At 60.1% G+C, this 22,617-nt stretch carries 20 protein-coding genes and 1 pseudogene; 13 read left to right on the top strand and 8 right to left on the bottom strand.

Features of this window, described 5'->3' with window-relative positions:
- The first annotated feature begins 45 nt into the window (after positions 1-45).
- The 4 genes from ACVWZ1_RS06995 to chlP all read left to right on the top strand — a co-directional run bounded on the left by ACVWZ1_RS06995 (position 46) and on the right by chlP (position 4,339).
- A complete protein-coding gene (locus ACVWZ1_RS06995; protein WP_457502945.1) occupies positions 46-1,425 on the top strand; it encodes a DUF3084 domain-containing protein in 1,380 nt (459 codons plus the stop codon).
- Positions 1,422-1,886 (top strand): Holliday junction resolvase RuvX, encoded by a 465-nt coding sequence (ruvX, locus tag ACVWZ1_RS07000; protein ID WP_457467062.1) that lies wholly within the window; start codon positions 1,422-1,424, stop codon positions 1,884-1,886. Before ACVWZ1_RS06995 ends, ruvX (ACVWZ1_RS07000) begins: the two co-directional genes overlap by 4 nt.
- Positions 1,858-2,994 carry an extracellular solute-binding protein gene (locus tag ACVWZ1_RS07005; RefSeq protein ID WP_457467063.1) on the top strand — a complete coding sequence of 379 codons (1,137 nt, stop codon included), beginning with the start codon at positions 1,858-1,860 and terminating at the stop codon, positions 2,992-2,994. Before ruvX (ACVWZ1_RS07000) ends, ACVWZ1_RS07005 begins: the two co-directional genes overlap by 29 nt.
- 124 nt (positions 2,995-3,118) lie before the next feature.
- Positions 3,119-4,339: a geranylgeranyl reductase gene (gene chlP, locus ACVWZ1_RS07010; protein WP_457467064.1), complete on the top strand. Its 1,221-nt coding sequence runs from the start codon at positions 3,119-3,121 to the stop codon at positions 4,337-4,339.
- A gap of 7 nt (positions 4,340-4,346) precedes the next feature.
- Here chlP and ACVWZ1_RS07015 read toward each other — a convergent pair whose 3' ends face one another.
- Entirely contained in the window at positions 4,347-5,195 is an 849-nt protein-coding gene (locus ACVWZ1_RS07015) for a hypothetical protein (RefSeq protein ID WP_457502946.1), read from the bottom strand.
- A 377-nt stretch (positions 5,196-5,572) separates the two neighbouring features.
- On the opposite strand from ACVWZ1_RS07015, the gene secD reads away from it, so the two are divergent.
- Together secD and secF are read left to right on the top strand one after the other, a co-directional pair.
- The gene (gene secD / locus ACVWZ1_RS07020; RefSeq protein ID WP_011433357.1) at positions 5,573-6,919 is read left to right on the top strand and encodes a protein translocase subunit SecD; all 1,347 of its coding nucleotides are present in this window, start codon (positions 5,573-5,575) and stop codon (positions 6,917-6,919) included.
- Positions 6,916-7,917: a protein translocase subunit SecF gene (gene secF / locus ACVWZ1_RS07025; RefSeq protein ID WP_414357750.1), complete on the top strand. Its 1,002-nt coding sequence runs from the start codon at positions 6,916-6,918 to the stop codon at positions 7,915-7,917. Before secD ends, secF begins: the two co-directional genes overlap by 4 nt.
- Positions 7,918-7,990: 73 nt before the next feature.
- Here secF and ACVWZ1_RS07030 read toward each other — a convergent pair whose 3' ends face one another.
- On the bottom strand, positions 7,991-9,823 hold the full coding sequence (locus ACVWZ1_RS07030) for an FAD-dependent oxidoreductase (RefSeq protein WP_457387800.1): 1,833 nt from the start codon (positions 9,821-9,823) through the stop codon (positions 7,991-7,993).
- 236 nt (positions 9,824-10,059) lie between these two features.
- Here ACVWZ1_RS07030 and ACVWZ1_RS07035 point away from each other — a divergent pair, with 236 nt between their 5' ends.
- The 3 genes from ACVWZ1_RS07035 (at position 10,060) to ACVWZ1_RS07045 (ending at position 13,322) form a co-directional block, all read left to right on the top strand.
- Positions 10,060-11,292, top strand: a complete 1,233-nt coding sequence (locus ACVWZ1_RS07035) for an argininosuccinate synthase (protein ID WP_414424592.1) — start codon at positions 10,060-10,062, stop codon at positions 11,290-11,292.
- 335 nt (positions 11,293-11,627) lie between these two features.
- Positions 11,628-12,824, top strand: a complete 1,197-nt coding sequence (locus ACVWZ1_RS07040) for an ImmA/IrrE family metallo-endopeptidase (RefSeq protein ID WP_457502947.1) — start codon at positions 11,628-11,630, stop codon at positions 12,822-12,824.
- 9 nt (positions 12,825-12,833) lie between these two features.
- Positions 12,834-13,322 (top strand): hypothetical protein, encoded by a 489-nt coding sequence (locus ACVWZ1_RS07045; RefSeq protein ID WP_414421600.1) that lies wholly within the window; start codon positions 12,834-12,836, stop codon positions 13,320-13,322.
- Between the two features lie 15 nt (positions 13,323-13,337).
- Here the strand turns inward: ACVWZ1_RS07045 and ahcY are convergent, their stop codons facing one another.
- Positions 13,338-14,618 (bottom strand): adenosylhomocysteinase, encoded by a 1,281-nt coding sequence (gene ahcY / locus ACVWZ1_RS07050; protein ID WP_414351063.1) that lies wholly within the window; start codon positions 14,616-14,618, stop codon positions 13,338-13,340.
- Positions 14,619-14,712: 94 nt separating this feature from the next.
- Here ahcY and ruvX (ACVWZ1_RS07055) point away from each other — a divergent pair, with 94 nt between their 5' ends.
- Both ruvX (ACVWZ1_RS07055) and ACVWZ1_RS07060 read left to right on the top strand, forming a co-directional pair.
- On the top strand, positions 14,713-15,225 hold the full coding sequence (gene ruvX, locus ACVWZ1_RS07055) for a Holliday junction resolvase RuvX (RefSeq protein ID WP_457502948.1): 513 nt from the start codon (positions 14,713-14,715) through the stop codon (positions 15,223-15,225).
- Between the two features lie 140 nt (positions 15,226-15,365).
- Complete coding sequence (locus tag ACVWZ1_RS07060; protein WP_414419352.1) at positions 15,366-16,583, top strand: NAD(P)/FAD-dependent oxidoreductase; 1,218 nt, start codon at positions 15,366-15,368, stop codon at positions 16,581-16,583.
- Here the strand turns inward: ACVWZ1_RS07060 and proC are convergent.
- The 5 genes from proC to speB form a co-directional block, all read right to left on the bottom strand.
- Positions 16,580-17,383: a pyrroline-5-carboxylate reductase gene (gene proC, locus ACVWZ1_RS07065; protein ID WP_414406668.1), complete on the bottom strand. Its 804-nt coding sequence runs from the start codon at positions 17,381-17,383 to the stop codon at positions 16,580-16,582. The genes ACVWZ1_RS07060 and proC overlap by 4 nt on opposite strands.
- 5 nt (positions 17,384-17,388) lie before the next feature.
- Positions 17,389-17,964 (bottom strand): cell division protein SepF, encoded by a 576-nt coding sequence (locus ACVWZ1_RS07070; RefSeq protein WP_457502953.1) that lies wholly within the window; start codon positions 17,962-17,964, stop codon positions 17,389-17,391.
- A gap of 578 nt (positions 17,965-18,542) precedes the next feature.
- Positions 18,543-19,226: a YggS family pyridoxal phosphate-dependent enzyme gene (locus tag ACVWZ1_RS07075; protein ID WP_457502949.1), complete on the bottom strand. Its 684-nt coding sequence runs from the start codon at positions 19,224-19,226 to the stop codon at positions 18,543-18,545.
- Between the two features lie 103 nt (positions 19,227-19,329).
- On the bottom strand, positions 19,330-20,178 hold the full coding sequence (locus tag ACVWZ1_RS07080) for a prohibitin family protein (protein WP_011433345.1): 849 nt from the start codon (positions 20,176-20,178) through the stop codon (positions 19,330-19,332).
- Positions 20,179-20,250: 72 nt separating this feature from the next.
- Positions 20,251-21,174: an agmatinase gene (speB, locus tag ACVWZ1_RS07085; protein ID WP_457502950.1), complete on the bottom strand. Its 924-nt coding sequence runs from the start codon at positions 21,172-21,174 to the stop codon at positions 20,251-20,253.
- Positions 21,175-21,368: 194 nt separating this feature from the next.
- Between speB and ACVWZ1_RS07090 the strand changes: the two genes are divergently transcribed.
- The gene (locus tag ACVWZ1_RS07090; RefSeq protein ID WP_011433343.1) at positions 21,369-22,121 is read left to right on the top strand and encodes a DUF561 domain-containing protein; all 753 of its coding nucleotides are present in this window, start codon (positions 21,369-21,371) and stop codon (positions 22,119-22,121) included.
- 257 nt (positions 22,122-22,378) lie between these two features.
- Positions 22,379-22,617 (top strand): annotated as a pseudogene (locus tag ACVWZ1_RS07095) (RNA-guided endonuclease TnpB family protein); the annotation flags it as partial.

A 22,617-nucleotide genomic window follows, 5' to 3' on the forward strand; every position in this document is an offset into this window, starting at 1 on the left:
CTCAGGGCAACCTTGCTAAGATTTCCATGGCAGGGATCCGGGAATATGCAAGGCGTACTGCTGATCCTCTACATGTTGGTTGTCAGTGGCCTGATTGCCGTTGTTGGGGATCGGGTGGGCTACCGCATTGGCAAAAAGCGCCTTACCTGGTTTAACCTGCGCCCCCGCCATACCGCCATTCTGGTGGCCGTGGTGACCGGCGTGAGCATCTCCGCCCTGACTTTGGGCACACTGCTGCTCCTCAACCGCTCCCTGTCGGAGGCTCTGTTCAGCTACACCAACCAAATTGCCCAGGCGGAGCAAGAGCTGCGGGCCCTCAACCGCCAAAAAGCCCTCTTGGAAGCGGAAAATGCCGCTCTCAGGGTTGAGCGGGATCACCTCAAGATGGATCTCGACCAATTTCGCAGCCAGCAGTCGGCAGCCCAAACCCGCCTGAGCGAAGTGCGCGATCAGCTGGCGGTGGCGCTGCAGGAGCGGCAGGAGGCGGAGGCCAAGCTGGCGGCAGCCAACGAGCAACTGGCCAAGGTGCAGCCCAGTCTGGATCGAGCCCATGCCGAGTTGGAGGCGGTGAAGGCAGAGGTGGAGTCGGCCCGCCAGGTGATCGCCACCCTGGAGTCGCAAAAACAAGCCCTGCAACTGGATCGGGATCAGCTGGAGCGCTCCCTGGATGTGGTGCAGGCGGCCTTAACCCAACTGGAGAACCAGAAAAACCAGCTTGAGCAGGAGATCGAGCAGCTCAACCAATTGGCGGTGCGGCTGCGGCGGGGGGAACTGGCCATCTTGGCGGGGGAAGTCTTGGCAACGGGGGTTGTGGAGGCTCCAAGGGGGGCAAAGCCAGAGGCGATTCGGCAGCAGTTTGAGCAACTTTTGGCTCAGGCGGAACAGCGAGCCCTTGCCCTTGGATCCCAGCCCATGCCCCCTCTGGAAAACGCGATCTTGATCCGCCGGGAGGATGCCGATCAAGCCTTGGAGAAGTTGCAAGAGCCCGGTAGCTGGGCGGTGCGCATTCTCTCTGTTACCAACCGGCTCAAGGGGGAGCCTGTGCCTGTGCTCGTGCAGATTTACCCCAACCAGCGGATTTTCGCCAAGGGATCCGTGCTGGCCCACGGGGTGATTCAACCGGGTTTGAGCGAAAATCAGATCCAACAGCAACTGCTGGGGCTGCTGAACCAGGCCAATCAGCGCTCGCAAGAGGAGGGGCTTCTCTCGGATCCCATCACCGGCACTGTGGGGGAGTTCTCCCAGGTCAAGTTTCTGGAAGTTGTGCAGCATCTCCGCCAGAGCACCACCCCTCTGGATGTGAAGCTAGTTGCCGACACCGACATCTACACAGCGGGGCCATTGCGGGTGAGTTTTCTGATGGCGGAAGCTTCTGGTCAACCCGGCTCTTCTGGGGCTCAGCAGGCGGGGCGTCCTGAGGGATGACGGATCCACTCCATTCGGCAAGGCTGAAGGGCCAACGAGTGCTGATCGGTTTCGACCCAGGGCGCGACAAATGCGGCATTGCTGTGGTGCAGGTGTTTACGCAAACGGAGCTGAAGGTTTTACACCGGGAGGTGATCCCTTCTTCGGCAGCGCTATCTAGACTGCAAACTCTCCGGCAACAGTTTCAGGCGGAGCAGGTAATCCTGGGCAATCAGACGACGGCCCAAGCCTGGAAGTCTCAACTGGAATCCATTCTCCCCCCGCAGCAGATTGTCCTGGTGGACGAGCGGCACAGCTCCCAAGAAGCCCGTCAGCGCTACTGGGATTTTTACCCACCGCAGGGATGGCAGCGGCTGTTGCCCAAGGGGATGCGGGTGCCCGCCAAGGCTTACGATGATCTGGTGGCTCTCATTCTGGTGGAGCGGTACTGTCGTGGGCGAGATACGGCTGAGCCGACGTGAGCTTCTACAGGGGATCCTGCTGGGGCTGGTGGCAGCAGGATGTGGGGGTCCGGATGCGCACTTGCCTCTTATCGTGGCGCTTAAGCAAGGGATCCCCGCCAGTTTGCTCAACGAGTTTCGCCGCCGCACCCAGGCCCGCTTTCGGCTGCAACTGTTGGATAGTCGGGATCAGTTGTTGGCCTATCTGCAGCAAAGCGTCCAGCCGGCTGATGCAGCCTGGTGGGATCCGGGGGGATGGTTCCGGCGGCGGCTGCCGGTGGCGGCTTTGAGTTTGTTGGGGGCCGACGCTTTGGATCGGGCCATAGCTGCCGGTTGGCTGGCTCCTCTGCCGGCAAGCCTGTTGGGAGAACGATGGCAGAATCTGGATCCCCGTTGGCAAGCTGCGGCACTCCGGGAGGGGCAGATTTGGGGTGTGCCCTGGCGCTGGGGGGTAACGGCCATTGCCTACCGCCGGGATCGGGTGAGGGAGCCCATCCGGGACTGGGCGGATCTGTGGCGGCCTGAGCTGGCCGGCAAACTGACTCTGCCGGATCATCCGCGGGAGGTGATTGGGCTAACCCTAAAGAAAATGGGCCGCTCCTACAACGATCCCCTCAACCCTGAGGATGTGGAATTACGTCAAGAGCTGGGATCCCTGCATCGCCAGGTTTTAACTTACACCTCTTCCGACTACCTGCCCATCTTGCGCTTGGCCGATAGCTGGGTGGCCGTGGGCTGGTCGCAGGATCTCTACGCCACCCAAGCCAACTACCCTGAGCTGGCAGTGGTGATCCCGGCCTCCGGATCCGCCATCTGGTGGGATGCCTGGGTGCGACCTCACGTCGAAGACAATGCCCACCCAGAATCAACCCAGACCGATTCCGGATCCCTGTTGGCTGACTGGCTTGATTTTGTCTTGAATCCTGAATTTGCCCCCCGCTTGGTCAATCTGAGCGGGATCCCTTCGGTTTTGCCGCTGGATCTGGCTCAACTTGCCCCCCGCCTGCAACGCAGAGCCGACTTGCAAATCTCCACTTGGCAACGCTCGGAAATCTGGCGCCCCTTGAGCTCAGCCGAAGCCGAGTCCTATCTCAACCTCTGGGATCAAATGCGGCGGGGCCTTTTGTAGAAACACAGCGAGCGCGAGCCCTCCACTCTGCAACACTTCGTCAAGGTCCGCAATGCTTCTGAGGAGCTGTGGTAGGATGCCTGCTGTCTGATAAGCCAGTTGCACTTGCATCGAGGAGAGCACCTTGAGTCTGAGAGTTGCTGTTGTGGGGGGCGGCCCAGCCGGAGCCTCTGCTGCCGAAGTTCTGGCCCAAGCTGGAATCGAGACCTTTTTGTTTGAGCGGAAGCTGGACAACGCCAAGCCCTGCGGGGGCGCCATTCCCCTCTGTATGGTCTCCGAGTTCGACCTCCCCGAGGGGATCATCGACCGCAAAGTGCGCAAGATGAAGATGATCTCCCCTTCCAACTATGAGGTGGATATCGCCCTCGAAAAAGAAAACGAGTACATCGGCATGTGCCGCCGCGAGATCTTGGATGCCTTCTTGCGCAATCGTGCCCACCAAAAAGGGGCGGAGCTGATCAACGGCAAGGTAATGCATCTGGAAATCCCCCAGAATGGCCGGGATCCCTACATCCTGCACTACAACGATTTCTCTGACGGATCGAGGCAAGGGGTGCCGCGTTCTTTGGCTGTGGATGTGGTGATCGGGGCGGATGGGTTCCACTCCAAGGTGGCAGAAGCCATTGGTGCTGGCGACTACAACTATGCGCTGGCCTTTCAGGAGCGCATCCGGCTCCCAGACGACAAAATGGCCTACTACGAAGAGCGGGCAGAGATGTATGTGGGGGACGATGTTTCTCCAGACTTCTATGCCTGGGTGTTTCCCAAGTCCAACCATGTGGCTGTGGGCACCGGCACCATGAAGGTGAACCAAGCCCACATCCAAAAGTTGCAAGCTGGGATCCGCGCCCGTGCTGCCGAGCGTATCCGCGGCGGCCAGGTGATCAAGGTGGAAGCCCATCCGATCCCAGAGCATCCCCGCCCGCGCCGCGTGGTGGGCCGTGCTGCTTTGGTGGGAGATGCGGCGGGATACGTAACCAAATCCAGCGGCGAAGGGATCTATTTTGCCGCCAAGTCAGGCCGCATGTGTGCCGAGACCCTTGTCGAGACCTCCAACGGCGGCAAGCGCATTCCCACAGAGGAGGATCTAAAACTGTATCTCAAGCGCTGGGATCGCCAGTACGGCCTGACCTACAAGGTCTTGGACATCCTGCAGCGGGTGTTCTACCGTTCCAATGCCACCCGCGAAGCCTTTGTGGAGATGTGCGCCGACCGGGACGTGCAGAGGATGACCTTTGACAGCTACCTCTACAAGACGGTAGTGCCCATGAGCCCTTGGGTGCAGTTCAAGATCACGGTCAAAACCCTGGGCAGCCTGATTCGCGGCAACGCTTTGGCTCCCTGAAGTAACCCTACTGCCACTGGAAGGTCACCGTGACGCGATCCCAATTGGCCTCGGTTTTCAGCACACTGGCGGAGGCCCTTTGTCCGGGGGGCACGTCGCTGGGCTCAAATGCTGCCACTCGCGTATCGACAACTTCTTCTCCCCGATAGAAGGTGAAACGAGCACGGGCGTTGAGAACCGTGCGGGTGCTGCGGTTGATCGCTTCCACGCTTAGGCGGCTACCGGCCCCCACTCGTTCTTCCCGAATGGATCCCACGATTACAAAATCTCCTGGGCTAGCGGCAGACTCGGCTGGGGTGGCGGTCGGAACTGAGGTGCCAGGCTGTGGGGCCGTCTCGCTTTGCTTGGGATCCGACTGCCTCAGCAGCTCCAAAACACGGGCCAACTCCTGCTGAAAGAAAACAAAGGCTTCCCGCGATTGGTTGGCCACCTGGGCCAAAATCAGTCGATCCGACTCCTCTACCGGAATTTCCAGGAGGGGAGCTGGCCCTTTTAGGGTGACTCGGATGCTGGCGACTTCTTGGTTGATGAACTTATCCAGGTAGGGAAAGATGTTGAGAATGCAATCTTGGAAGGATCCCATCGGCATGATGCGATTGTTGGTCAGCACCAAGTCGGCCCGCTCACAGCTAGTCCGATCCTCCATATCAATTTCCAAGGGCACCCGAAAGGAGCCGAGGCTGGTGTTGGTGATGGTAACCCCAATGCCGTACACCTCCTGCCGCCAGCCGTGAACGATCTCCAGGCTAGGGCTGGTCACTTCCTCGGTGAAATACTCTCCGGCCCAGGTCGGGGATCCCCACAGAGGCAGGGCCAGTAGCAGCACAGGGAAATGGCAGGTCAGTCTCCCCTTCACCTCAACCTTCCTTCACTCAACTCGCGGACTTTGGGGCAGAGCAGCGGTGTTTCTTGCTCCCCCGGAATGGCAATAGCCTAACCCAGGGCTGGCGCAAACCAGCGAGGGCAGTCTTTAACCAGAGTAATCTTTTCAACTTCAAGGCTAACGGCTTTGAACCTCATCCGCTCTGCCCAAAAATAACCCGGTGCCTATCTTCATCAAGCTGGGGGTTGCCTTGGCGGTGGATCCCAGGGGCTATTTTGTCGGGGCAGAGCCACGGGCTCTGCCGTTTTCCGCTGGGATCCCGTCTGCGATAGGATCAGAAGGTTCAGAAAGTGCCAAAATCCTAAGAGCCTCAGATCGAGTGCGACCGTGTTCCTCACCTTCTCAGCAGTATGGCTAGATCCTCAGCGTCGTGGCTCAGTCGGCTCTCCTTTTTGCGAGGGCTGATCTTCATCTTGGCCGTGGTGGTTGCCCTCGTTTACTTGGGCTTCAGCCGGGAGGTTCGCCTTGGCCTTGACCTCAAGGGAGGAACCCAGCTCACGCTACAAGCTGTGCCCACCGAGGAGGTGCCTGAAATCACCCCCGAAGTGATGCAGGGGGTAGAGGCCGTCATCCAGCAGCGGATCAACGGGCTGGGGGTGGCTGAGCCTCTGGTGCAGATCAGCGGCCAAGACCGCCTGTTCGTGCAGTTGCCGGGGGTGGCGGATCCGGATCGGGCCATTGCTCTCCTTGGAGATACAGCCCAACTGGAGTTTCGCAAGGGCTTGGTTCCCGTCGGCGCGCTGCCCCGCAACGAGCGGGGAGAGATAACAGCGGGGGAGGATCCGGATACTCTGTTTGAGCGGGTCGGCCTCACCGGGGATCTGCTGCGCAATGCCTATCCCCAAGCCCCTCGCCGCGGATCCCAGAGTTGGGAGGTGCTGCTGGAGTTCAAGCCGGAGGGGGCAGAAAAATTTACTCAGCTCACCCGAGATCTGGCCGGAACAGAACGTCCATTGGGCATTTTTCTGGACGACGTGTTGATCAGTGCCCCGATCGTGGGGCCGGAGTTTGCCCGCACCGGCATCACCGGCGGGACGGCGGTGATCACGGGCAATTTTACGGTGGAAACCGCCACTGACTTGGCGGTCAAGCTCAGGGCAGGAGCGCTGCCGGTTCCCATTCAGGTGATTGAAAATCGCACTGTCGGGGCCACTTTGGGGGAAGTGAGCGTGCGCCGCAGCCTCTATGCCGGGATCGGGGGCCTGGTGCTGGTTTTCCTCTTTATGGTGGCCTACTATCGCCTGCCAGGGCTGATTGCGGACATTGCTCTGCTTATCTACGCCCTCTGCACCTTTGCTCTGTTCCAACTGCTGGGGGTAACCATGACTCTGCCGGGGATCGCCGGCTTTATCCTCAGCATCGGCATGGCGGTGGATGCCAATGTGCTGATCTTCGAGCGCATCAAAGAAGAGTTGCGGGCCGGCAAATCCATCTACAAGTCCATTTCGGAAGGGTTTAACCGCGCCTTCAGCAGCATCCTGGACAGCAATGTGACTACCCTTTTGGTCTGTGGCGTGCTTTTCTGGCTAGGGATGGGACTGGTGAAAGGGTTTGCGGTAACCCTGGGCATTGGCATTCTGGTGAGCTTCTTTACGGCCATCACCTGCACCCGTAGCCTGCTCTTGGCGGCAATGGGGATCCCCAGCTTGCGCAAACCTGAGTTTTACGGCGTTCGGATGGAGACAGCTCAATCATGACGGCTCAAGAGCTATCCCCCGTAGATCCCGCCTCTCGGTTGCTCGACTATCGCTTCGACATTGTTGGACGGAGCAAGCTGTGGTTCAGCTTGTCCTTGGCGGTGCTGCTGGTGGGGCTGGTCAGCATGGCCTTTTCCCTGGCTTCTCTGGGAACTCCCCTGCGGCTGGGGTTGGATTTTTCCGGCGGCACCTTGCTGGATCTGAGCTTTGAGCGGCCTGTCACCACCGAGGAGCTGCGACGGGCGCTGCAGGAACACAACCTGGGCACCAGCATCATCCAGCTGGACACCCAAACGGGCCAGGAAGCCCTGATCCGCATGCCCCCTTTGTCGGAGACGGAGCGCTTGGCCGTGGAAGCCACCCTGCGGCAGGAGGTTGCCCCCTTCCAGCGCAATCTGGTCGAGACGGTTGGCCCGACGGTGGGGCGTTTGCTCTTGCGTTCCGGCATCGTGGCGGTGCTCATCTCTTTCGGGCTCATCGTGCTGTACCTGGCCCTGCGCTTTCAGTGGGATTACGCGGTGTTTGCCATTGTGGCGCTGCTGCACGATGTAGTGTTGACGATAGGGCTATTTGCCCTTTTGGGCCTGACGGTGGGTATGGAGGCGGACAGCCTGTTTGTGGTGGCGCTGCTGACCATCATCGGCTTTTCCGTCAACGACACCGTGGTCATCTACGACCGCATCCGCGAGAATCTGCGTCTGGTGAGCCGCAAGGTCAGCCTGGCCGAGGTGGTAAACCTATCTCTGAACCAGACCTTTGCCCGCTCCCTGAACACCACCCTGACGACGATGCTGCCCCTAGTTGCCATCGCCATTTTCGGGGGAGCTACCTTGAAGGGGTTTGCCATTGCCCTGCTCATTGGCTTTACTTTGGGGGTGTATTCCAGCATTTTTATCGCCAGCCCCCTGTTGGTGTGGTGGCGGCAGCAGCGCTATGGCAAAAGTAGCGAAGATGCCCGCGCAGGCAGGGATCCCGATTCACTTCCCTCTGAGGGCTAGAGCCCCGATATCGGAAAAATTGGGTCGATTGGGTGGGGATCTGTCGTTCGCGCTGAGACGGTGTCCTCTGGGTTCACCATTGCAGTCTTTGCCCATGGGAGATCAGGTAGCGCTGTAAATCGGCTATTTTGCCTTGCGGTACGATCTGAGCTGGGATCAGGCCGGGAGCTTGACTGCGCAGCCAAGCCACGGTCAGGCCTGCTGCCGAGCCGATGGTCCATTCACCGTAATGCACGCGGGTGGCGGCGTTGACAATGTGGCTGACGGCGATCCCTTTGCCGCCGATGAGCAGGTTATCCACCTTCTGCGGGATCAGGGCTTCCAAGGGAATGAGAATGGGACGGACGGAAAACTCGTTGACTGGCGCGGAGCTGGCCGAAAGAGAGGGCTCCCAGTTGCGGTAGCGACAGCCGTGGATATCGATGGCGTAGTGGGTAACTCCCACCACGGTGGGGCTGAAGTCCCGTCCCCCAGTGGTGCCGACGCGAATATCCTGCTCCAACATCAGGAACTCTGCTTGGCCGTAGGCAGCTCGCCCCAGGATGCGCCGACCTTCGCGGATGTAGGGGTAGAGGCTAAGGCCAGAGCGAGTGCCCAGCAAGGACTCTTCGGCAAACACCAAGGAGAGGGGATAGCCAGAGCGGGATTGAGTTTCCATCAGCCACTCGGCAAACAGCAGGGCGTGGTTTTCTCCATCTTTGATGGCCGAGACATCCAGGCCCCCCAGCCAGTTGTGGCGCTGCCCTGAGGCCACTAGCCGCTCTTCCGTCAGGATCAGGGGCGGGTTCATGATCCCCCAGTCGTTGCCGCGGTTCCAGTTCACCAGCGTCAGGTCGCCTGGAACAGGCGTGCTGTAGAAGGGATCCCGGCGGCCCTTGCTGACGATGCGGCGGTAATTGAAAAAGCTCTGGCCGCTGAAGGTGGGGAAACCCTCCATGTCGAACTCGCGGCGGTGTTCGGCGCGGGAATAGCCCGGCTGCAGCTGGACCAGCTCGGCGCGGGAGCGCCCGCCATCGTCGTGGATGGCCAGCACGAAGGGAAAGGTAAAGGCTTGAGTACACTCCGGGTTGCTGGCGGGGGCAGCATTGGGCTCGCCGGTCACATCGTGCCCTTCCGAACCCAGCCGATAGGGGATCCCGGCCCAGCCCACCAGCTCGCCGGTATCGGTGGCATCGATCACGAAGAATGGGCGGCCCGGCGGCGCTTGTAGACGCAGCACTCGCTTGGCGAACACCTCCGTCTCCTGCCAGCCATACCAGCTCACCAGCTCCCGCCACAGCCGTCCCGGCGGCACAAAGTTGGGATCCCGCGGCTGCCGCTGCACAGCATAAATGCTTTCAATCCGGGATCCATCGGCGCTGAAGGTGGCCCCCTTGAAAGCCGTTTGGGTAGCCCAGCGACTGTTGGGGGCATTTTGGGCTGCCTGTTGCAGCCAGGTTTCCACCGCCTGCAGCCCCGCCTGAGGCGGAAAACACAGCCCTCCCACCCAGCAACTGTTGATCTCGGCCACGCGGGTTCCCGGAGGGATCCCTGTCCAAGCAGGAAGATCCACCGGCTGGCTCTCAATGAGGGCTTTGAACCGTAGCCAGTGGCGGGAAAAATTGCCCCGTTGCCGCATTGGCAGCGATTCATCAATGGCCGATACCCCCTGGGAGGTGATCTGCCCCCCCAGCCAAGGGGTGAGCTCGATGAGACAGGTCTGCACCCCCCCTCGCATGGCGTGGCCCGCTGCCGCCACACCCCCCAAGGATCCCCCCACCACCACCAGCTCGCACTCCCAAATCTCGTCCGGCTGCGGCAAGGGATCCAACAAGGGCCAACCGTGGGCGGTAAAACGGGGCACCTCCGGCTCGGAGACGGCAACAGGGGATCCCACCTCTGGCTGGGAGAGGGCGGCAAACCCCATCCCGGCCACAAAGCTCAGCAGCGACAGGATTCCCAGCCCCACAGTTCGCTTGGGCTCAGATCCCCGGCACGCCGCAGCCGTCTTTTTGCCAGCCATGCTCACTCACACCCCCGGCCTTTCCCCGGCAGGAGAAATCCCCTTGAGAATAGCTGAGGAAACCGACATTGAGGCCAGCCAGGATCCCTGCCACAGGGCATAATGGGCTAGCAACTTTTTAACGGCAACGGCGGGATCCCATGGGACGGGCAAAGAAGGTGGTATTGGCCTATTCAGGCGGGGTGGATACTTCCGTCTGCATTCCCTATCTCAAGCACGAGTGGGGGGTGGAATCGGTGGTGGCCCTGGCAGTCGACTTGGGGCAGGGGGCGGAGCTGGAGGCCATTCAGGCCAAAGCCCTCAGGGCGGGGGCAGAGCAATCTCTGGTGCGGGAGGCTGTCCAGGCCCTCATTACCGACTATGCCTTCCCGGCCATTCAAGCCAATGCCCTCTACGAGCAGCGCTACCCCCTTTCCACGGCCCTGGCCCGACCCCTGATTGCCAAGCTGCTGGTGGAAGTGGCGGAAGAGGTGGGCGCCGATGCGGTGGCCCACGGCTGCACCGGCAAAGGCAACGACCAGGTGCGCTTTGATCTGGCTATTGCTGCTTTAAATCCCCAGCTCAAAGTGTTGGCCCCTGCCCGCGAGTGGGGGATGACCCGCGAGGAGACCATTGCCTATGGGGAGCGCTACGGGATCCCCATGCCCGTGCAGAAGTCCAGCCCCTACAGCATCGACCTCAACATTTTGGGCCGCAGCGCTGAAGCCGGCATCCTAGAAGATGCCGACCGGGAGCCGCCGGAGGAAGTGTATGCCCTCACCCGGCCTATTTCCCAGACACCCGACGAGCCCGCCTACGTGGAGATTGAGTTCGAGCAAGGGATCCCTGTCGGGGTGGATGGGCAGCGCCTCAGTCCCAAAGCCCTCTTCGAGCAGCTCAACTCCTTAGCTGGCCTGCATGGGGTGGGCCGCATCGACATGATTGAAAACCGCCTGGTGGGGATCAAGTCGCGGGAGATCTACGAGTGCCCTGCTCTAATGGTCTTGATCCAAGCCCACCGCGAGCTGGAAAGCCTCACCCTCACCCGCGATGTCATCCATTACAAGTACGGCATCGAGACCACCTACAGCCAGTTGATCTACAACGGCCTTTGGTACTCGCCGCTGCGGGAGGCTCTGGACGCCTTTATCCGCGCCACCCAGAAAAGCGTCACCGGTGTCGTGCGGATGCGGTTGCACAAGGGCCAGGCGGTCTGTGTGGGCCGTCGCTCTCCCTACTCTCTTTACAACCCAGAGCTGGCCACCTACGGGGAAGGGGATCAATTCGACCACCGCGCCGCCGAAGGCTTTATCTACATCTGGGGCCTGCCCACCCGTGTCTGGGCCCAGGTGCACCGGGGCCACGACTCCCATCCTGGCCTCAGTGGTGATTAAGCACTCCTGCGTGGTCGTTTAGAGGCTTTTGAGGTTCTCAATGGAGCAACAATGGGCTCTCTTCTCCGGATTGCCTGAGCAGATTGGTGGGCCTTTGGCTAGCCTGTCGGAGTCGAAATCAACATAGTGATTCTCAGGTTAAGGTGAGACCCCTGGGCCATTGATCGCGCCAGCGGGACGGAGTCCTTGAAAAGCCTTCTGGCCCCGTGCAGTCAACATTTTAGGTGTGGGTACAGCGGCCTAGTTTGAGTCGAAATGACCATAAACACCCTGAAAGCCTGCCGATGAACACCGACTGCCTTTGGGTTACTACAGTGGAGCACATCGTGCTGCCTATGATCAACGTTGGTTACATCCAGTTACTCCGCGAATACAAGGGCTTAAGCCAGGCCGATCTGGCTAACAAAGTTGGGCTGCCCCTGCAGGCCATTGCGGCCTGTGAGAAAGGGGAGTGCATGCCCTCCATTGGTCAGTTGGCTGCTGTTGCCCGTGCGCTGGGGGTGCCGCTTGAGGTCTTCTTCGAACAAAATGCCGCTTGTCCCCCACCGCCCGACTGTGATGGTCAGGCCAAGTCCAAGGGATCCATCCCGCCAGCGCAGACGGAACCGACTCTGTTATTTAGAGCAGATGACCCAAAAGTTCTCACCCCCGCGCTCAAAGCTCTGGTGCTTAAGCGAGCCCTAGCCTATGCCGAGATCGAGGAGGAGATTGGTGAGGTTGCTGTGTCACCGCCCCAAATGCCGGTGGAGACCTATGATCCGCATGCAGTGGAGCGCTACGCTGGGGACGTGCGAGACTTTCTAGGGGTAGAACATGCTCCTCTGGGAGATGTCATTGCCCGACTTGAGGAGCGCGGTTTGAAGATCCTCCTGACCCCCCTACCAGCCCGTGTCAGTGGGCTCTCAGCTTACACCGAGTCGCTTGGAGCAGTTATCGTCGTCAACGACAATCACCCTGTTGAACGGCAGTTTTTCACCGCTCTACACGAGTTGGCTCACCTCATCTGCCATCGCCAGGACTTCGCGCACCCAGAAAAGGCTGTGGATGGCAAGCTGTTCGTGACAGCGGTGCGGAGCACTAGGGAGAAACTCGCCAACCATTTGGCCGGGGCAGTGCTGCTGCCGCGTGACGTCCTTGAGCGAGAACTTCAGGCATTCCGCCACCGCTGGGTTCCTGAGGCCATGCTGCTTGACCTCAAGCTCAGATATAGCGTCAGCATGCGAACTGTCCTGGTGCGAGCCGCTCAAATTGGTATCATTTCTCGCAAGCAATGTGGCCAACAGATCGGTGTACTGAACAAGAAATACGGAAAAGACAAAGAGCCGCTTGAGCTACGGCGCGAGTTTTACAACCCGGCTTGGCAGAACGACCAGAGCCAACTGCCCAAATCCCGCCTTGAGCGGCTGGTGTTTCAGGCTCTCTCCCTTGAGGTTGTGAGCGCTTCCCGAGCTGCAGAAGTGCTGGGGGTTTCAATGGAGTATATCCGCAAGCGAGCTTCGTTTTGGTGGTCGAACGGCGCAAGTGCTCTTTAGCAGCCCCTAATGACCTTGCTTTCTGACGCCAACATCCTCATTGACTTCGCCAAGGTTGGGGGGCTGGAATCCTTAGCGAGGTTGGCAAGTCTGGAGGTGCTTGACGTGGTACTGGCAGAAGTCGATGACCCTTGCAAGTCCCAGGTTCTTGCTTTGGGCGTGCAGGTTGTCCAGGTGCAGGAAACGTGGCTTCCAGAGGCAATGGTTCTGAAGAAAAGTGGGTTGTCGATAGCTGACGCATTGTGTCTTCACTACTGCCGTACCAGCAGCTCTACGCTCCTCTCCAACGATGGCCGGTTGCGCAGAGCTTGCGCGGAGAGCGGCGTTGTCGTCCACGGCAGCCTTTGGGTAGTGTGTGAGCTCTATAACCAAAAGGTTTGTCTGCCGGAGGTACTGTGCAACTGGCTGGATCGCTGGGAGAAGGAGTTGAAAGCTCGCCTCCCTGCTGACGAGTTGGCCCAGGTGCGACAGGTTTTAGGATGTATCTCAGGTTCGTAGCGCCAGCACCCACCCTCAAGTCCCGGCAGTCCAGGTGTTGCCGTACTCGATCTGCTCTGGAGTGAGGCTGTCGATTTGGATCCCCATGGCCTTGAGCTTGAGGCGGGCGATGGCCTCGTCCACCTCGAGAGGAATGGGGTGAAGCCCTGGGGCCAAGCGGCCCCGGTTTTTCACCAGGTATTCGCAGGCCAGGGCCTGGTTGGCAAAGCTCATGTCCATAACGCTGGCGGGGTGCCCTTCGGCAGCAGCCAAGTTAATCAGGCGGCCTTCCCCCAGCACCACCACTGACTTGCCCGACTGCAGACGGTATTCTTCCACAAAGGGGCGCACCGTCTGTCGGGAGACCGACCGCTCCTGCAGCGCCACCAGGTCGATTTCAATGTCAAAGTGGCCGGCGTTGCAGACCATCGCCCCATCCTTCATGCGGTCGAAGTGCTCGCCGCGAATCACGTGCTTGTTGCCGGTGACGGTGATGAAGATGTCCCCCAGAGCAGCGGCTTCTTCCATCGGCATCACCCGGAAGCCGTCCATCACCGCCTCCAGAGCCCGCACCGGGTTGACTTCCGTGACAATCACCTGGGATCCCATGCCGCGGGCCCGCATGGCCACTCCCTTGGCGCACCAGCCGTAGCCAGCCACCACCACCGTCTTCCCGGCCAAAAGAATGTTGGTGCAGCGCAGGATCCCGTCCAGGGTGGATTGGCCGGTGCCGTAGCGGTTGTCGAACAGGTGTTTGGTCTCGGCGTCGTTGACGGTCATCACCGGGAAGCTGAGCACCCCCGCCTTGAGCATGGCCCTAAGGCGCACCAGGCCAGTGGTGGTCTCTTCCGTGGTGCCGATGAGCTCCGACAGTTGCTCCTGACGGTGCTGCACCAGCTCCGCCGTCACATCTCCGCCATCGTCGATAATCAGGTTGGGGCGGTGATCTAGGGCAATCTGGACATGGCGGCGGTAGGTGGCCACATCTTCTCCTTTGAGGGCAAACACCGAAATGCCATGGTCCGCCACCAGGCTGGCGGCCACATCGTCTTGGGTGGAAAGGGGATTGCTGGCAATGAGAACGCTATCCGCCCCCCCTGCTTGTAGAGCCAGGGCCAGGTTGGCCGTTTCGGTCGTAATGTGGCAGCAGGCCACCAAGCGCAGCCCGGCAAAGGGCTTTTCTTGAGCAAAGCGCTCCCGGATCTGGGCCAGCACCGGCATCTCCCGCGCCGCCCACTGGATCCGTTGCTTGCCCAGGGGGGCGAGGTTCAGATCTTTCACTTCATGCTTCGGGAGAGACAGGGTAGCGCTGGTCATCGAGTGTTGCTCCAAACAGGGTCATCGAGAGAGGATAGGGGAACGGAAACTGCAAGCCCCAAAGGGGGCCAGGCAGCCATAAAGATCAGCAAGGATGTCGATAAGCCTGAACTATTCTGCCACAAGGGATCCCCTTTCAGCGCTGGGGTTGGATGTGGGCAACCGTCGCATCGGCGTGGCCGGCTCCGATCGGCTGGGGCTGTTGGCCACCGGCTTGGGGGTCATCCAGCGCCGTTCCCTCTCAGAGGATATTGCCCAAGTGCAGGAGTGGATCCGCCGCCGCCAGGCCACCGTGGTGGTGGTGGGGATCCCCCTTCTGGCGGATGGGTCGGTGGGATCCCAGGCCCGCAAAGTCCAGCGGTTCGTGCGCGCTTTGCAGGTGGCCGTGGATCTTCCCATTGTTACCGTCAACGAATACCTGAGCACCGTGCAGGCGGAGTGGGATCTGCGCGAGGCGGGGATCCCGGCCAAAGCCCAGAAGGGCTTAATCGATCAGCAGTCGGCGGCGGTAATTCTCCAAACTTGGCTGGACGAGCGACGGGCTTCCCCGTCGGAAATGCCGGGCTGGCAAAGCTGGGGCAACACAGACTACGCTGGAGAAGTCTAGCCGGGAAAGTTTAAATCAATTCAAGCCCAAGGTGGGCCATCCCTCGTTGCCCCTTCTGCATCAGCAGGGTGTGATTGTTAAGTCGGGGCCTTTCGCGCAACTTTGATAACGTCTGATAACGTCACGTGAACCATCCGAGCATGAATCGCATTTGCATTCTTGGGGGCGGCTTTGGCGGGTTGTACACAGCTTTGGAACTGAGCCGGCAACCCTGGCCAGAACCACCTCAGATCACCTTGGTCGATCGGCAGGAGCGGTTCGTCTTTGCCCCCCTGCTTTATGAGCTGCTCACCGGAGAAATGGAAGACTGGGAGGTGGCCCCCCGTTTTCAAGATCTGCTGCCCCCAGGATCGGTGCAGTTTCGCCGCGGATCTGTCCAGGCCATTGACCCTCAAGCCCGCCGCGTGGAGCTGGAAGATGGGCAAAGCTTGGAGTACGACGCGCTGGTGCTGGCGCTGGGGGGAGAAACCCCTCTGGAGAGCGTTCCGGGAGCGGCGGAGTTTGCTTTTCCCTTTCGCACCCTGGCAGATGCTCAGCGGCTGCGCGCCCACCTGAAGGCGTTGGAAGACCGGGATCCGGCTCAGCCTGTGGCTCTGGCCATCGCAGGAGCAGGGGCCAGTGGCGTGGAACTGGCCTGCAAATTGGCAGATCGGCTGGGCTGGCGGGGACGGATCCGCCTCATCGAGTTGGGATCCCAAATCTTGTCCGGCTTTGCTCCCTCCAGCCGGGAGGCGGCCCAAGAGGCGCTGGCCCAACGGCGGGTGCAGGTGGAGTTGCAAACCAAGGTCTTGGGCATCGAGGCCCTTGGCGAGAACGGCGCCCCTCCCTTCCATCTGCAGCTGCAACGGCTGGAGACCCAGGAGATCGCCACAGATCTTGTGGATGCTGTGCTGTGGACTGTCGGAACCCGACCGGCAGCGGTGATTGCCAATTTGGATCTGCCCAAAACGGAGCGGGGACGGCTACAGGTTTTGTCCACCCTACAAACCCCCACCTTCCCAGAGATCTTTGCCTTGGGAGATGCAGCAGCGGTGGTGGATGCGGAGGGCAAGCCGGTGCCGGCCACAGCCCAAGCGGCTTTTCAACAGGCCGGTTATTGCGCCTGGAACCTGTGGGCGTTGCTCACCCGCGAGCGGCCTCTCTTGCCCTTTCGCTACTTTTCCTTGGGGGAAATGCTCAGCCTGGGGGTGGATACGGCGGTGCTTTCTGCCCTTGGCGGCCTCACCCTGACCGGCCCCCTGGGCTATTTGGCGCGGCGAACTGCCTATCTGGTGCGCCTGCCCACCCTAGAACACCAGCTCAAGGTGGGGTGGAATTGGATCACCCGTCCCCTCTGGCAAGGGCTGCTGGCCCGCTAGGATCCCTGTAACTGGCAAGAGCGCTCGTAGGCCGCTCGCACTGCCTGCATCAGGGCTCCCCGCACCCCCGCCTGCTCCAAGGCTTGGATCCCGGCAATGGTCGTCCCCCCTGGACTGGTGACCCGGTCTTTGAGAACGGCAGGGTGCAGATTTTCTTGCTGCAAGAGGGCAGCAGTACCCGCCAAGGTCTGCAGGGCCAACTGGGTAGCAATGGGACGCGGCAGCCCCACCTGTACCCCTCCGTCGATCAGCCCTTCCAGAATCACCGCCAGATACCCCGGCCCGGAACCCGAAAGTGCCGTCACCGCATCCATCTGGCTTTCGGCCACCGTCACCACCTCGCCCACCGCGCGAAACAGCTTCTCCACCTGCTCCACCTGCATAGGCGTCACCCCTGGCCCGTAGCTGATGGCCGTTATGCCCGCCCCCACCAGCGCCGGCGTGTTGGGCATCGTGCGCACCACCTTTTGCTTGGGAAAAGCCTGCTGCAACTGCTGCAAGGGGATCCCGGCCATAATCGAGATCACCAGCTCTGTGGCGGACAGCCGGCCCATCTCAGCCACCACTGTCGGGAAGAGCTGCGGTTTAACGGCCAGAAACAGAATCTCAGACTCTCCCGCCTGGGATGGATCCGCCAACAATCGGATACCCAGCTCCTGCTGCAGGGCCACAGCCTTATCCAGATCAGGCTCCCGCAAAGCCATCTGAGCTGCAGGATAAACTCCCACAGCCACCCAACGCCGCAGCAGGGCGGATCCCATGGCTCCACCCCCGATAACACTTAGCAGTGGCCGCTCCATAGCAACTAGTGCTGACCTACTGCCTGCAGATGCTCATAGGTGCTGGGCCAGAGGGGGGTAGGGCTTTGCAAAGGGCGCTGCAGCGGCTGCACCACTTGGCTACTGGGGGTGGAAACCATCACCGTGCTGGGGGTGAACAAAAAAATGTTCTCTCCGATGCGCTCTTGGTGGCCATCGATGGCGTAGGTGCCGCCGGCAACGAAATCCACAGAGCGCTGCGCCTCAGCGGGATCCATTAGGGTCAAGTTCAGGATCACCGTCTTGCGCTCCCGTAGGTACTGGATAACCTGAGCCATCTCATCGAAGCTGCGCGGCTCCATCACCACCACTTCACTGGTGGGTGGGTTTACGCCCGGTAATCCAATCACGTTGCTCCCCATACTGCCCCCTGCTGAGCGATCCCGATGCTGACTGCGCCGATGGCCCCGCGACTCTTCTCGACCGGCAGAGCCCTCCCCCCCTTCCACTCCCCGTTGCCGCCGCCCTCGCGGAAGGGTACTCACTTCCTCCTCTTCGGGGGGAGCAGCCGGTTGGGAACGGCGTCCCTCGTAGAGCAGTTGGTAATCATCCTGCCCTTCCATTTCAGAGTACTCCTCCAGGCCGTCCACGGGATCATTCAGACCCACAAAATCTCTTACCCTGCTCCAGATTCCATTGACATTCATATGCACATCCTCACTACAGGTCATGGGTTTACGGCGAGCGTAGGATTCAGGCTCTTGATTGGATCCTGAGTGGCTCACTCAAGCTAGGGGGCGTCCTTTTATTCTCGGTCAAAGTCTTTCAATAGGCTGAGACAGGGTTTGCTCAGGAAGCTGCCGAAGCAGGTGGGGGCTAACGTAGGTTAACAAAACCCCATTGATTCGACGACTAGAGTTTACCCAGAAGAAGTGAAGATGTCATCTCACTTGCCAAGCCGTTGTTTGGCAGGATTGAACTCTGCTCCCCGTCTGGATTGAGCCCACGTTAACGGAAGTAACGCAAATGATTGCAAATTTCCCCAAAATTTCCCCAATAGGGCAAATCCTGGGCGGGATCCCCCCGCTTTTGATCGAGCCAAGCCAAACTCTCGCCCCGAAGGTACCCCGCAGGGCGACTCCGGAGTTCGCGGCTTTACACAAAACTTAATCACAATTTAACAGCTTCACAGAGGCCACATCTATTTCCGCTCGGCGTCGGCAAACAAAGCACGCCCCAGTCGGATCAAGTTAGAGCCTGCTGCCACCGCCAGGGGGTAATCGTCGGACATGCCCATGGAGAGGGTGTGCACCTGCAGATGTTCATAGCCGCTGCGCTGGATGTAATCGGCCAGTTCGGCCAGCTTGCGAAACAGGTCTAGGGCCGCCTCTGAGCTCAAGCCCAAAGGCAAAATGGTCATCAGGCCCACAATTTGCACCTGCAGCAGTTGGTTCAGTTCGGGGAGGCTCTGCAACAGATCGGGGATGAGCCAGCCGAACTTATTGGGATCCGGAGCCAATTTAACCTGCAGGCAAAGCTTGGGGGTGAGGTGCAGCTCCCAGGCTTTTTGGTTGATCAGCTTGGCCAGGCGCAAGCTATCGACGCTGTCGATCCAGGCAAATTGCTTAAGGGCTGGTTTTACTTTGTTGGTCTGCAGATGCCCAATTAAGTGCCAAACAATGCCGGTCAGATCCTGCAGTTGCCCTTGTTTGACGGCGGCCTCTTGCACTCGACTCTCCCCAAAGTGGCGGATCCCAGCCCGATAGGCGGCGCGGATGTGGTCGGCACTGTAGCCTTTGCTCACTGCCATGATCTCCACATGGTCTGGGATCTGGGCTCGGATGGCCTGAATGCGGCTGTGGATGAGCTGCTCGTCAAGGGGCATCGTCAGGTCAGCAGGCCGGGGATCTCTATCCCCATTCTCGTTCCAATTGGCAACAATGCTCTGGGATAGATTTTTGCAGAACCCAGAGCCAACGGGCTGTCCGCTACCGCTGCCAGGGATCCGGTCGGGAGATGATCACGCGGGTGCCGGGCGCCAGTTTGCGCGCGTAGTCCAACTGCACCACTTCTGGGTTTTGCTTCAGGGCTTCCCCCTGGAGCCGAATGGCTTGGGCTTCTCCTTCTGCCAGGATCACCAATCGTTGTTTTTCCAGCTCTGCTTTTTCCACGAGGAAGCGTTCCCGCTCTTTCTCTTGCTCGGCAATTTGCTTTTGCTCGATGGCCGTTTGGAATTGGTCGGAGAAGCGGACATTGCGCAGCAGCACGTTTTGCAAGATCAGGTCATTCTCAGCAAAAATGCTGGAGAGCTGCCGCTCCACATTTTCCTGGATCTGCTCGCGTTCTTCCGAGAAAACGGCGATGGCGCGGTGCAAAGCCAGTTCATTACGCACCACCGTCCGCACCTCTGGGCGAATCACTTTGTCCACGTAGGAAGGGCCAATGGTCTGGTGCAGGTGGGCCACTTGGTCGGGATCCAAGCGAAAGCGCACCGAGACATCGAGGGAGATCTGCTGGCCGTCGGCGCTGAGCACTTTCAACGCATCATCCCCCTGGTTTTCGGAGCGTTGGGAGGCCATGGTGTAGGTTTGGGTGCGCACGTCGTAGAAGATAGGCGTTTCCACCAGCGGCAGCAGGAGGTGCAGCCCTTCTCCCAGCGGCTGCGGCTTCAGCCCCGTCAGGGAGTTGAACACCACGGCCCGTGTGCCGGCAGGCACCACCACCAAGCACTGCAGCAAGGTGGCCAAGAGGATCAGCAGCAATGCCCCACCCACCAAGGGAATCCAGGACAAAGCGGGAAGTTCAAAAGCAGGACGACGGGGGTGGGCCGATTTCACAGGTGTGTTACCCAAAAACCTAAAGAACTCGAACAGGTGCCCCGGGGATGGCCGGACAAGCTCTTCTTGAGCTTAACCCAAGGCCGCAGCCAAGATCTGATAGGCCAGTTTGGCGACCGTGAAGGCGCTGCGGCGATCGGTTTCCCGTTCTCCCGTGACCGACAGCTCGACCACATCGGCGCCGATGATTTGCCGTTGCTGTCCTAGCGCCCGGATCAGCTCCACCGTCTCCCACCAGCCCAAGCCGCCAGGTTCGGGGGTACCGGTGGCTGGCACAACAGCGGGATCCAGCCCATCCACATCCACCGTCAGGTAAACCTGGGGGCCCAAGGTGGCAATCACCTCTGGGATCCACTCCTGGGCTGGCTTGGTGTGCAAGCTGTGGGCAAAAAAGGTGTGCAGACGGCGCTCGCGAATGGCCTGGCGGTCTTCGGCGCAGATGGAGCGGATCCCCACTTGGGTGAGGCGGCTGCCCACTTGCTCCACCACGCGGGCCATGGCAGAAGCATGGGAATAGCGGGATCCCTCGTAGCTATCTCTCAGGTCGCAGTGAGCGTCGATTTGCAGCACGTGCAGCTCCGGATAATGGGGCAGGTGGGCAGCAATCAGCGGCCCGGTGATGGAGTGCTCCCCACCGATGGAAAGCAGGAACCGCCCCGGTCTCACCCACTCGGCAGCGCGACGCTGGATTTCGGCCATAGCCAGCTCCTGGGCGGAAGATCCCAGACCTTCCAACTCCACCGGGGGGGCCGTCCAGTAGCGGGAGATCTCTTCCGAGAAGTCGGGGTGAAGAGCTGGCTGGCGATCCCGTACCTCGTCGTAGATCTCCACATAGGCAGAAGCCTGCAACAGCGCCTGAGGGCCTTTGGCGGTGCCTTTGCCATAGGAGGTGGTGGCCTCGTAGGGGACGGGCAGGAGAATTGCTTGGGCCATCTCCGGATCCGGCTCAGGCAGGCCCAGGAAGGGGAAGGGAGAGCGATACATGATGGCTTGCAAGAAGGGATCCCTATTCTATTGAATCTATTGAAGAATTGTGGTGAGCCAAAAGGACTGGGATGATGGGGTAAAGAGGGATCCCTTGTGGGATTGAGGCAAACCCTCTAGACTGAGCAAAGGCTTCCCCAAGCCCAGTTTTAGCAGCCATTTGTTTTCACTCCTCTTAGACTGCCTTTCCACAAGCTGACGAGCCTATGACCACTGCCTCTCACGCTGCTCTTTTCGACGCTCTGGCCCAACGTCGGGCCCTCAAGATCATCAGCGGTCTGCAAAACTTCGACCTGCAGTCGGTTCTGAGCATCACCCGCGCCGCCCAACAGGGAGGGGCCACTTGGGTGGATATCGCTGCCAGCCCCGAATTGGTGCAGCGGGTACGCGCCCAGATCGATCTGCCCATCTGTGTGTCGGCGGTGGAGCCGCAGCAGTTGGCCGCAGCCGTACAGGCAGGAGCAGACATGGCCGAGATCGGCAATTACGACAGCTTCTACCCTTCAGGCCGCATCTTCTCCGCAGCGGAAGTCCTAGACCTTACCCGCCGAACCCGCTCTCTTCTGCCCCGCACGCTCTTGTCGGTAACCGTTCCCCACACTCTGCCTCTGAATCAACAGGCAGAATTGGCCGAGAAACTGGAGGATCTGGGAGCCGATCTCATCCAAACCGAGGGCAGCACCAGTGCCGAGCCGGTTCACGGGGGATCCCTGGGCCTGATCGAGAAGGCTGCCCCCACCCTGGCCGCCGCCTATGAAATTAGCCGTGTCGTCTCGGTACCGGTTATCTGCGCTTCCGGCCTCTCGACGGTAACGGTGCGCTTGGCCATTGCTGCCGGCGCTTCAGGTGTAGGGGTGGGCAAAGCTGTCAGCCGGCTCCAGGATGAAGTGGCCATGGTGGCTCAAGTGCGGGCATTGGTGGAGGCCTTGGGAGGATCTCGGATCCCTGCCCTTGTCTAGGTCGATGTCTGACCGGTAAAAGTTGACCCTCTTGCGCCAGCGTGCGCTGGTGCATTTTTTTTAGATTTTCTTGGACAAGCAGGGAATAAGTAGGTAAGTAGGGCAGCTGAGGGTTGAGATCAGCCGCTAGAAGTTTTGCTGCTCACCAAATTTTCGGGCTGGAGGCCCGCACCATAGCCGCAGGCTTGGTGTCGGGAGGAAAGCCCTCCTCCATATAGGTTTGCTGGTCAAAAGTCTGGATAAACTACAATAAGCCCATGAGCCAGACTATCTCTGTACGTTGCAAGCTGATAGTCCCACAAGAGTTGCGTCAAGAAATTGACCGCACTTTGCAGGGCTTTGCGAATGCTTGCAACCAGATTCTCGGCACCGCCAAACAAAAGAACTGCTGGAACACCGCCAAGCTGCACCACTTGGTCTATCGGCCGGTAAGGGCAGCAACGGGGCTGAAAGCCAACCACGTCTGTCAGGCGCTCCGTCGGGTGATTAGCAATGC

The organism is Thermostichus sp. MS-CIW-25 (genome assembly GCF_054060015.1).

Bases quoted from the DNA above. Each gene is read 5' to 3' on its own strand.
- ACVWZ1_RS07040 (WP_457502947.1), top strand. From the start codon at position 11,628: ATGATCAACGTTGGTTACATCCAGTTACTCCGCGAATACAAGGGCTTA.
- ACVWZ1_RS06995 (WP_457502945.1), top strand. From the start codon at position 46: ATGCAAGGCGTACTGCTGATCCTCTACATGTTGGTTGTCAGTGGCCTG.
- ACVWZ1_RS07060 (WP_414419352.1), top strand. From the start codon at position 15,366: ATGAATCGCATTTGCATTCTTGGGGGCGGCTTTGGCGGGTTGTACACA.
- ACVWZ1_RS07035 (WP_414424592.1), top strand. From the start codon at position 10,060: ATGGGACGGGCAAAGAAGGTGGTATTGGCCTATTCAGGCGGGGTGGAT.
- ACVWZ1_RS07075 (WP_457502949.1), bottom strand. From the start codon at position 19,226: ATGCCCCTTGACGAGCAGCTCATCCACAGCCGCATTCAGGCCATCCGA.
- secF (WP_414357750.1), top strand. From the start codon at position 6,916: ATGACGGCTCAAGAGCTATCCCCCGTAGATCCCGCCTCTCGGTTGCTC.
- ACVWZ1_RS07090 (WP_011433343.1), top strand. From the start codon at position 21,369: ATGACCACTGCCTCTCACGCTGCTCTTTTCGACGCTCTGGCCCAACGT.
- ACVWZ1_RS07070 (WP_457502953.1), bottom strand. From the start codon at position 17,964: ATGGAAGGGCAGGATGATTACCAACTGCTCTACGAGGGACGCCGTTCC.
- ACVWZ1_RS07045 (WP_414421600.1), top strand. From the start codon at position 12,834: ATGACCTTGCTTTCTGACGCCAACATCCTCATTGACTTCGCCAAGGTT.
- ahcY (WP_414351063.1), bottom strand. From the start codon at position 14,618: ATGACCAGCGCTACCCTGTCTCTCCCGAAGCATGAAGTGAAAGATCTG.
- ruvX (WP_457467062.1), top strand. From the start codon at position 1,422: ATGACGGATCCACTCCATTCGGCAAGGCTGAAGGGCCAACGAGTGCTG.
- proC (WP_414406668.1), bottom strand. From the start codon at position 17,383: ATGGAGCGGCCACTGCTAAGTGTTATCGGGGGTGGAGCCATGGGATCC.
- secD (WP_011433357.1), top strand. From the start codon at position 5,573: ATGGCTAGATCCTCAGCGTCGTGGCTCAGTCGGCTCTCCTTTTTGCGA.
- ruvX (WP_457502948.1), top strand. From the start codon at position 14,713: ATGTCGATAAGCCTGAACTATTCTGCCACAAGGGATCCCCTTTCAGCG.
- ACVWZ1_RS07030 (WP_457387800.1), bottom strand. From the start codon at position 9,823: ATGGGGTTTGCCGCCCTCTCCCAGCCAGAGGTGGGATCCCCTGTTGCC.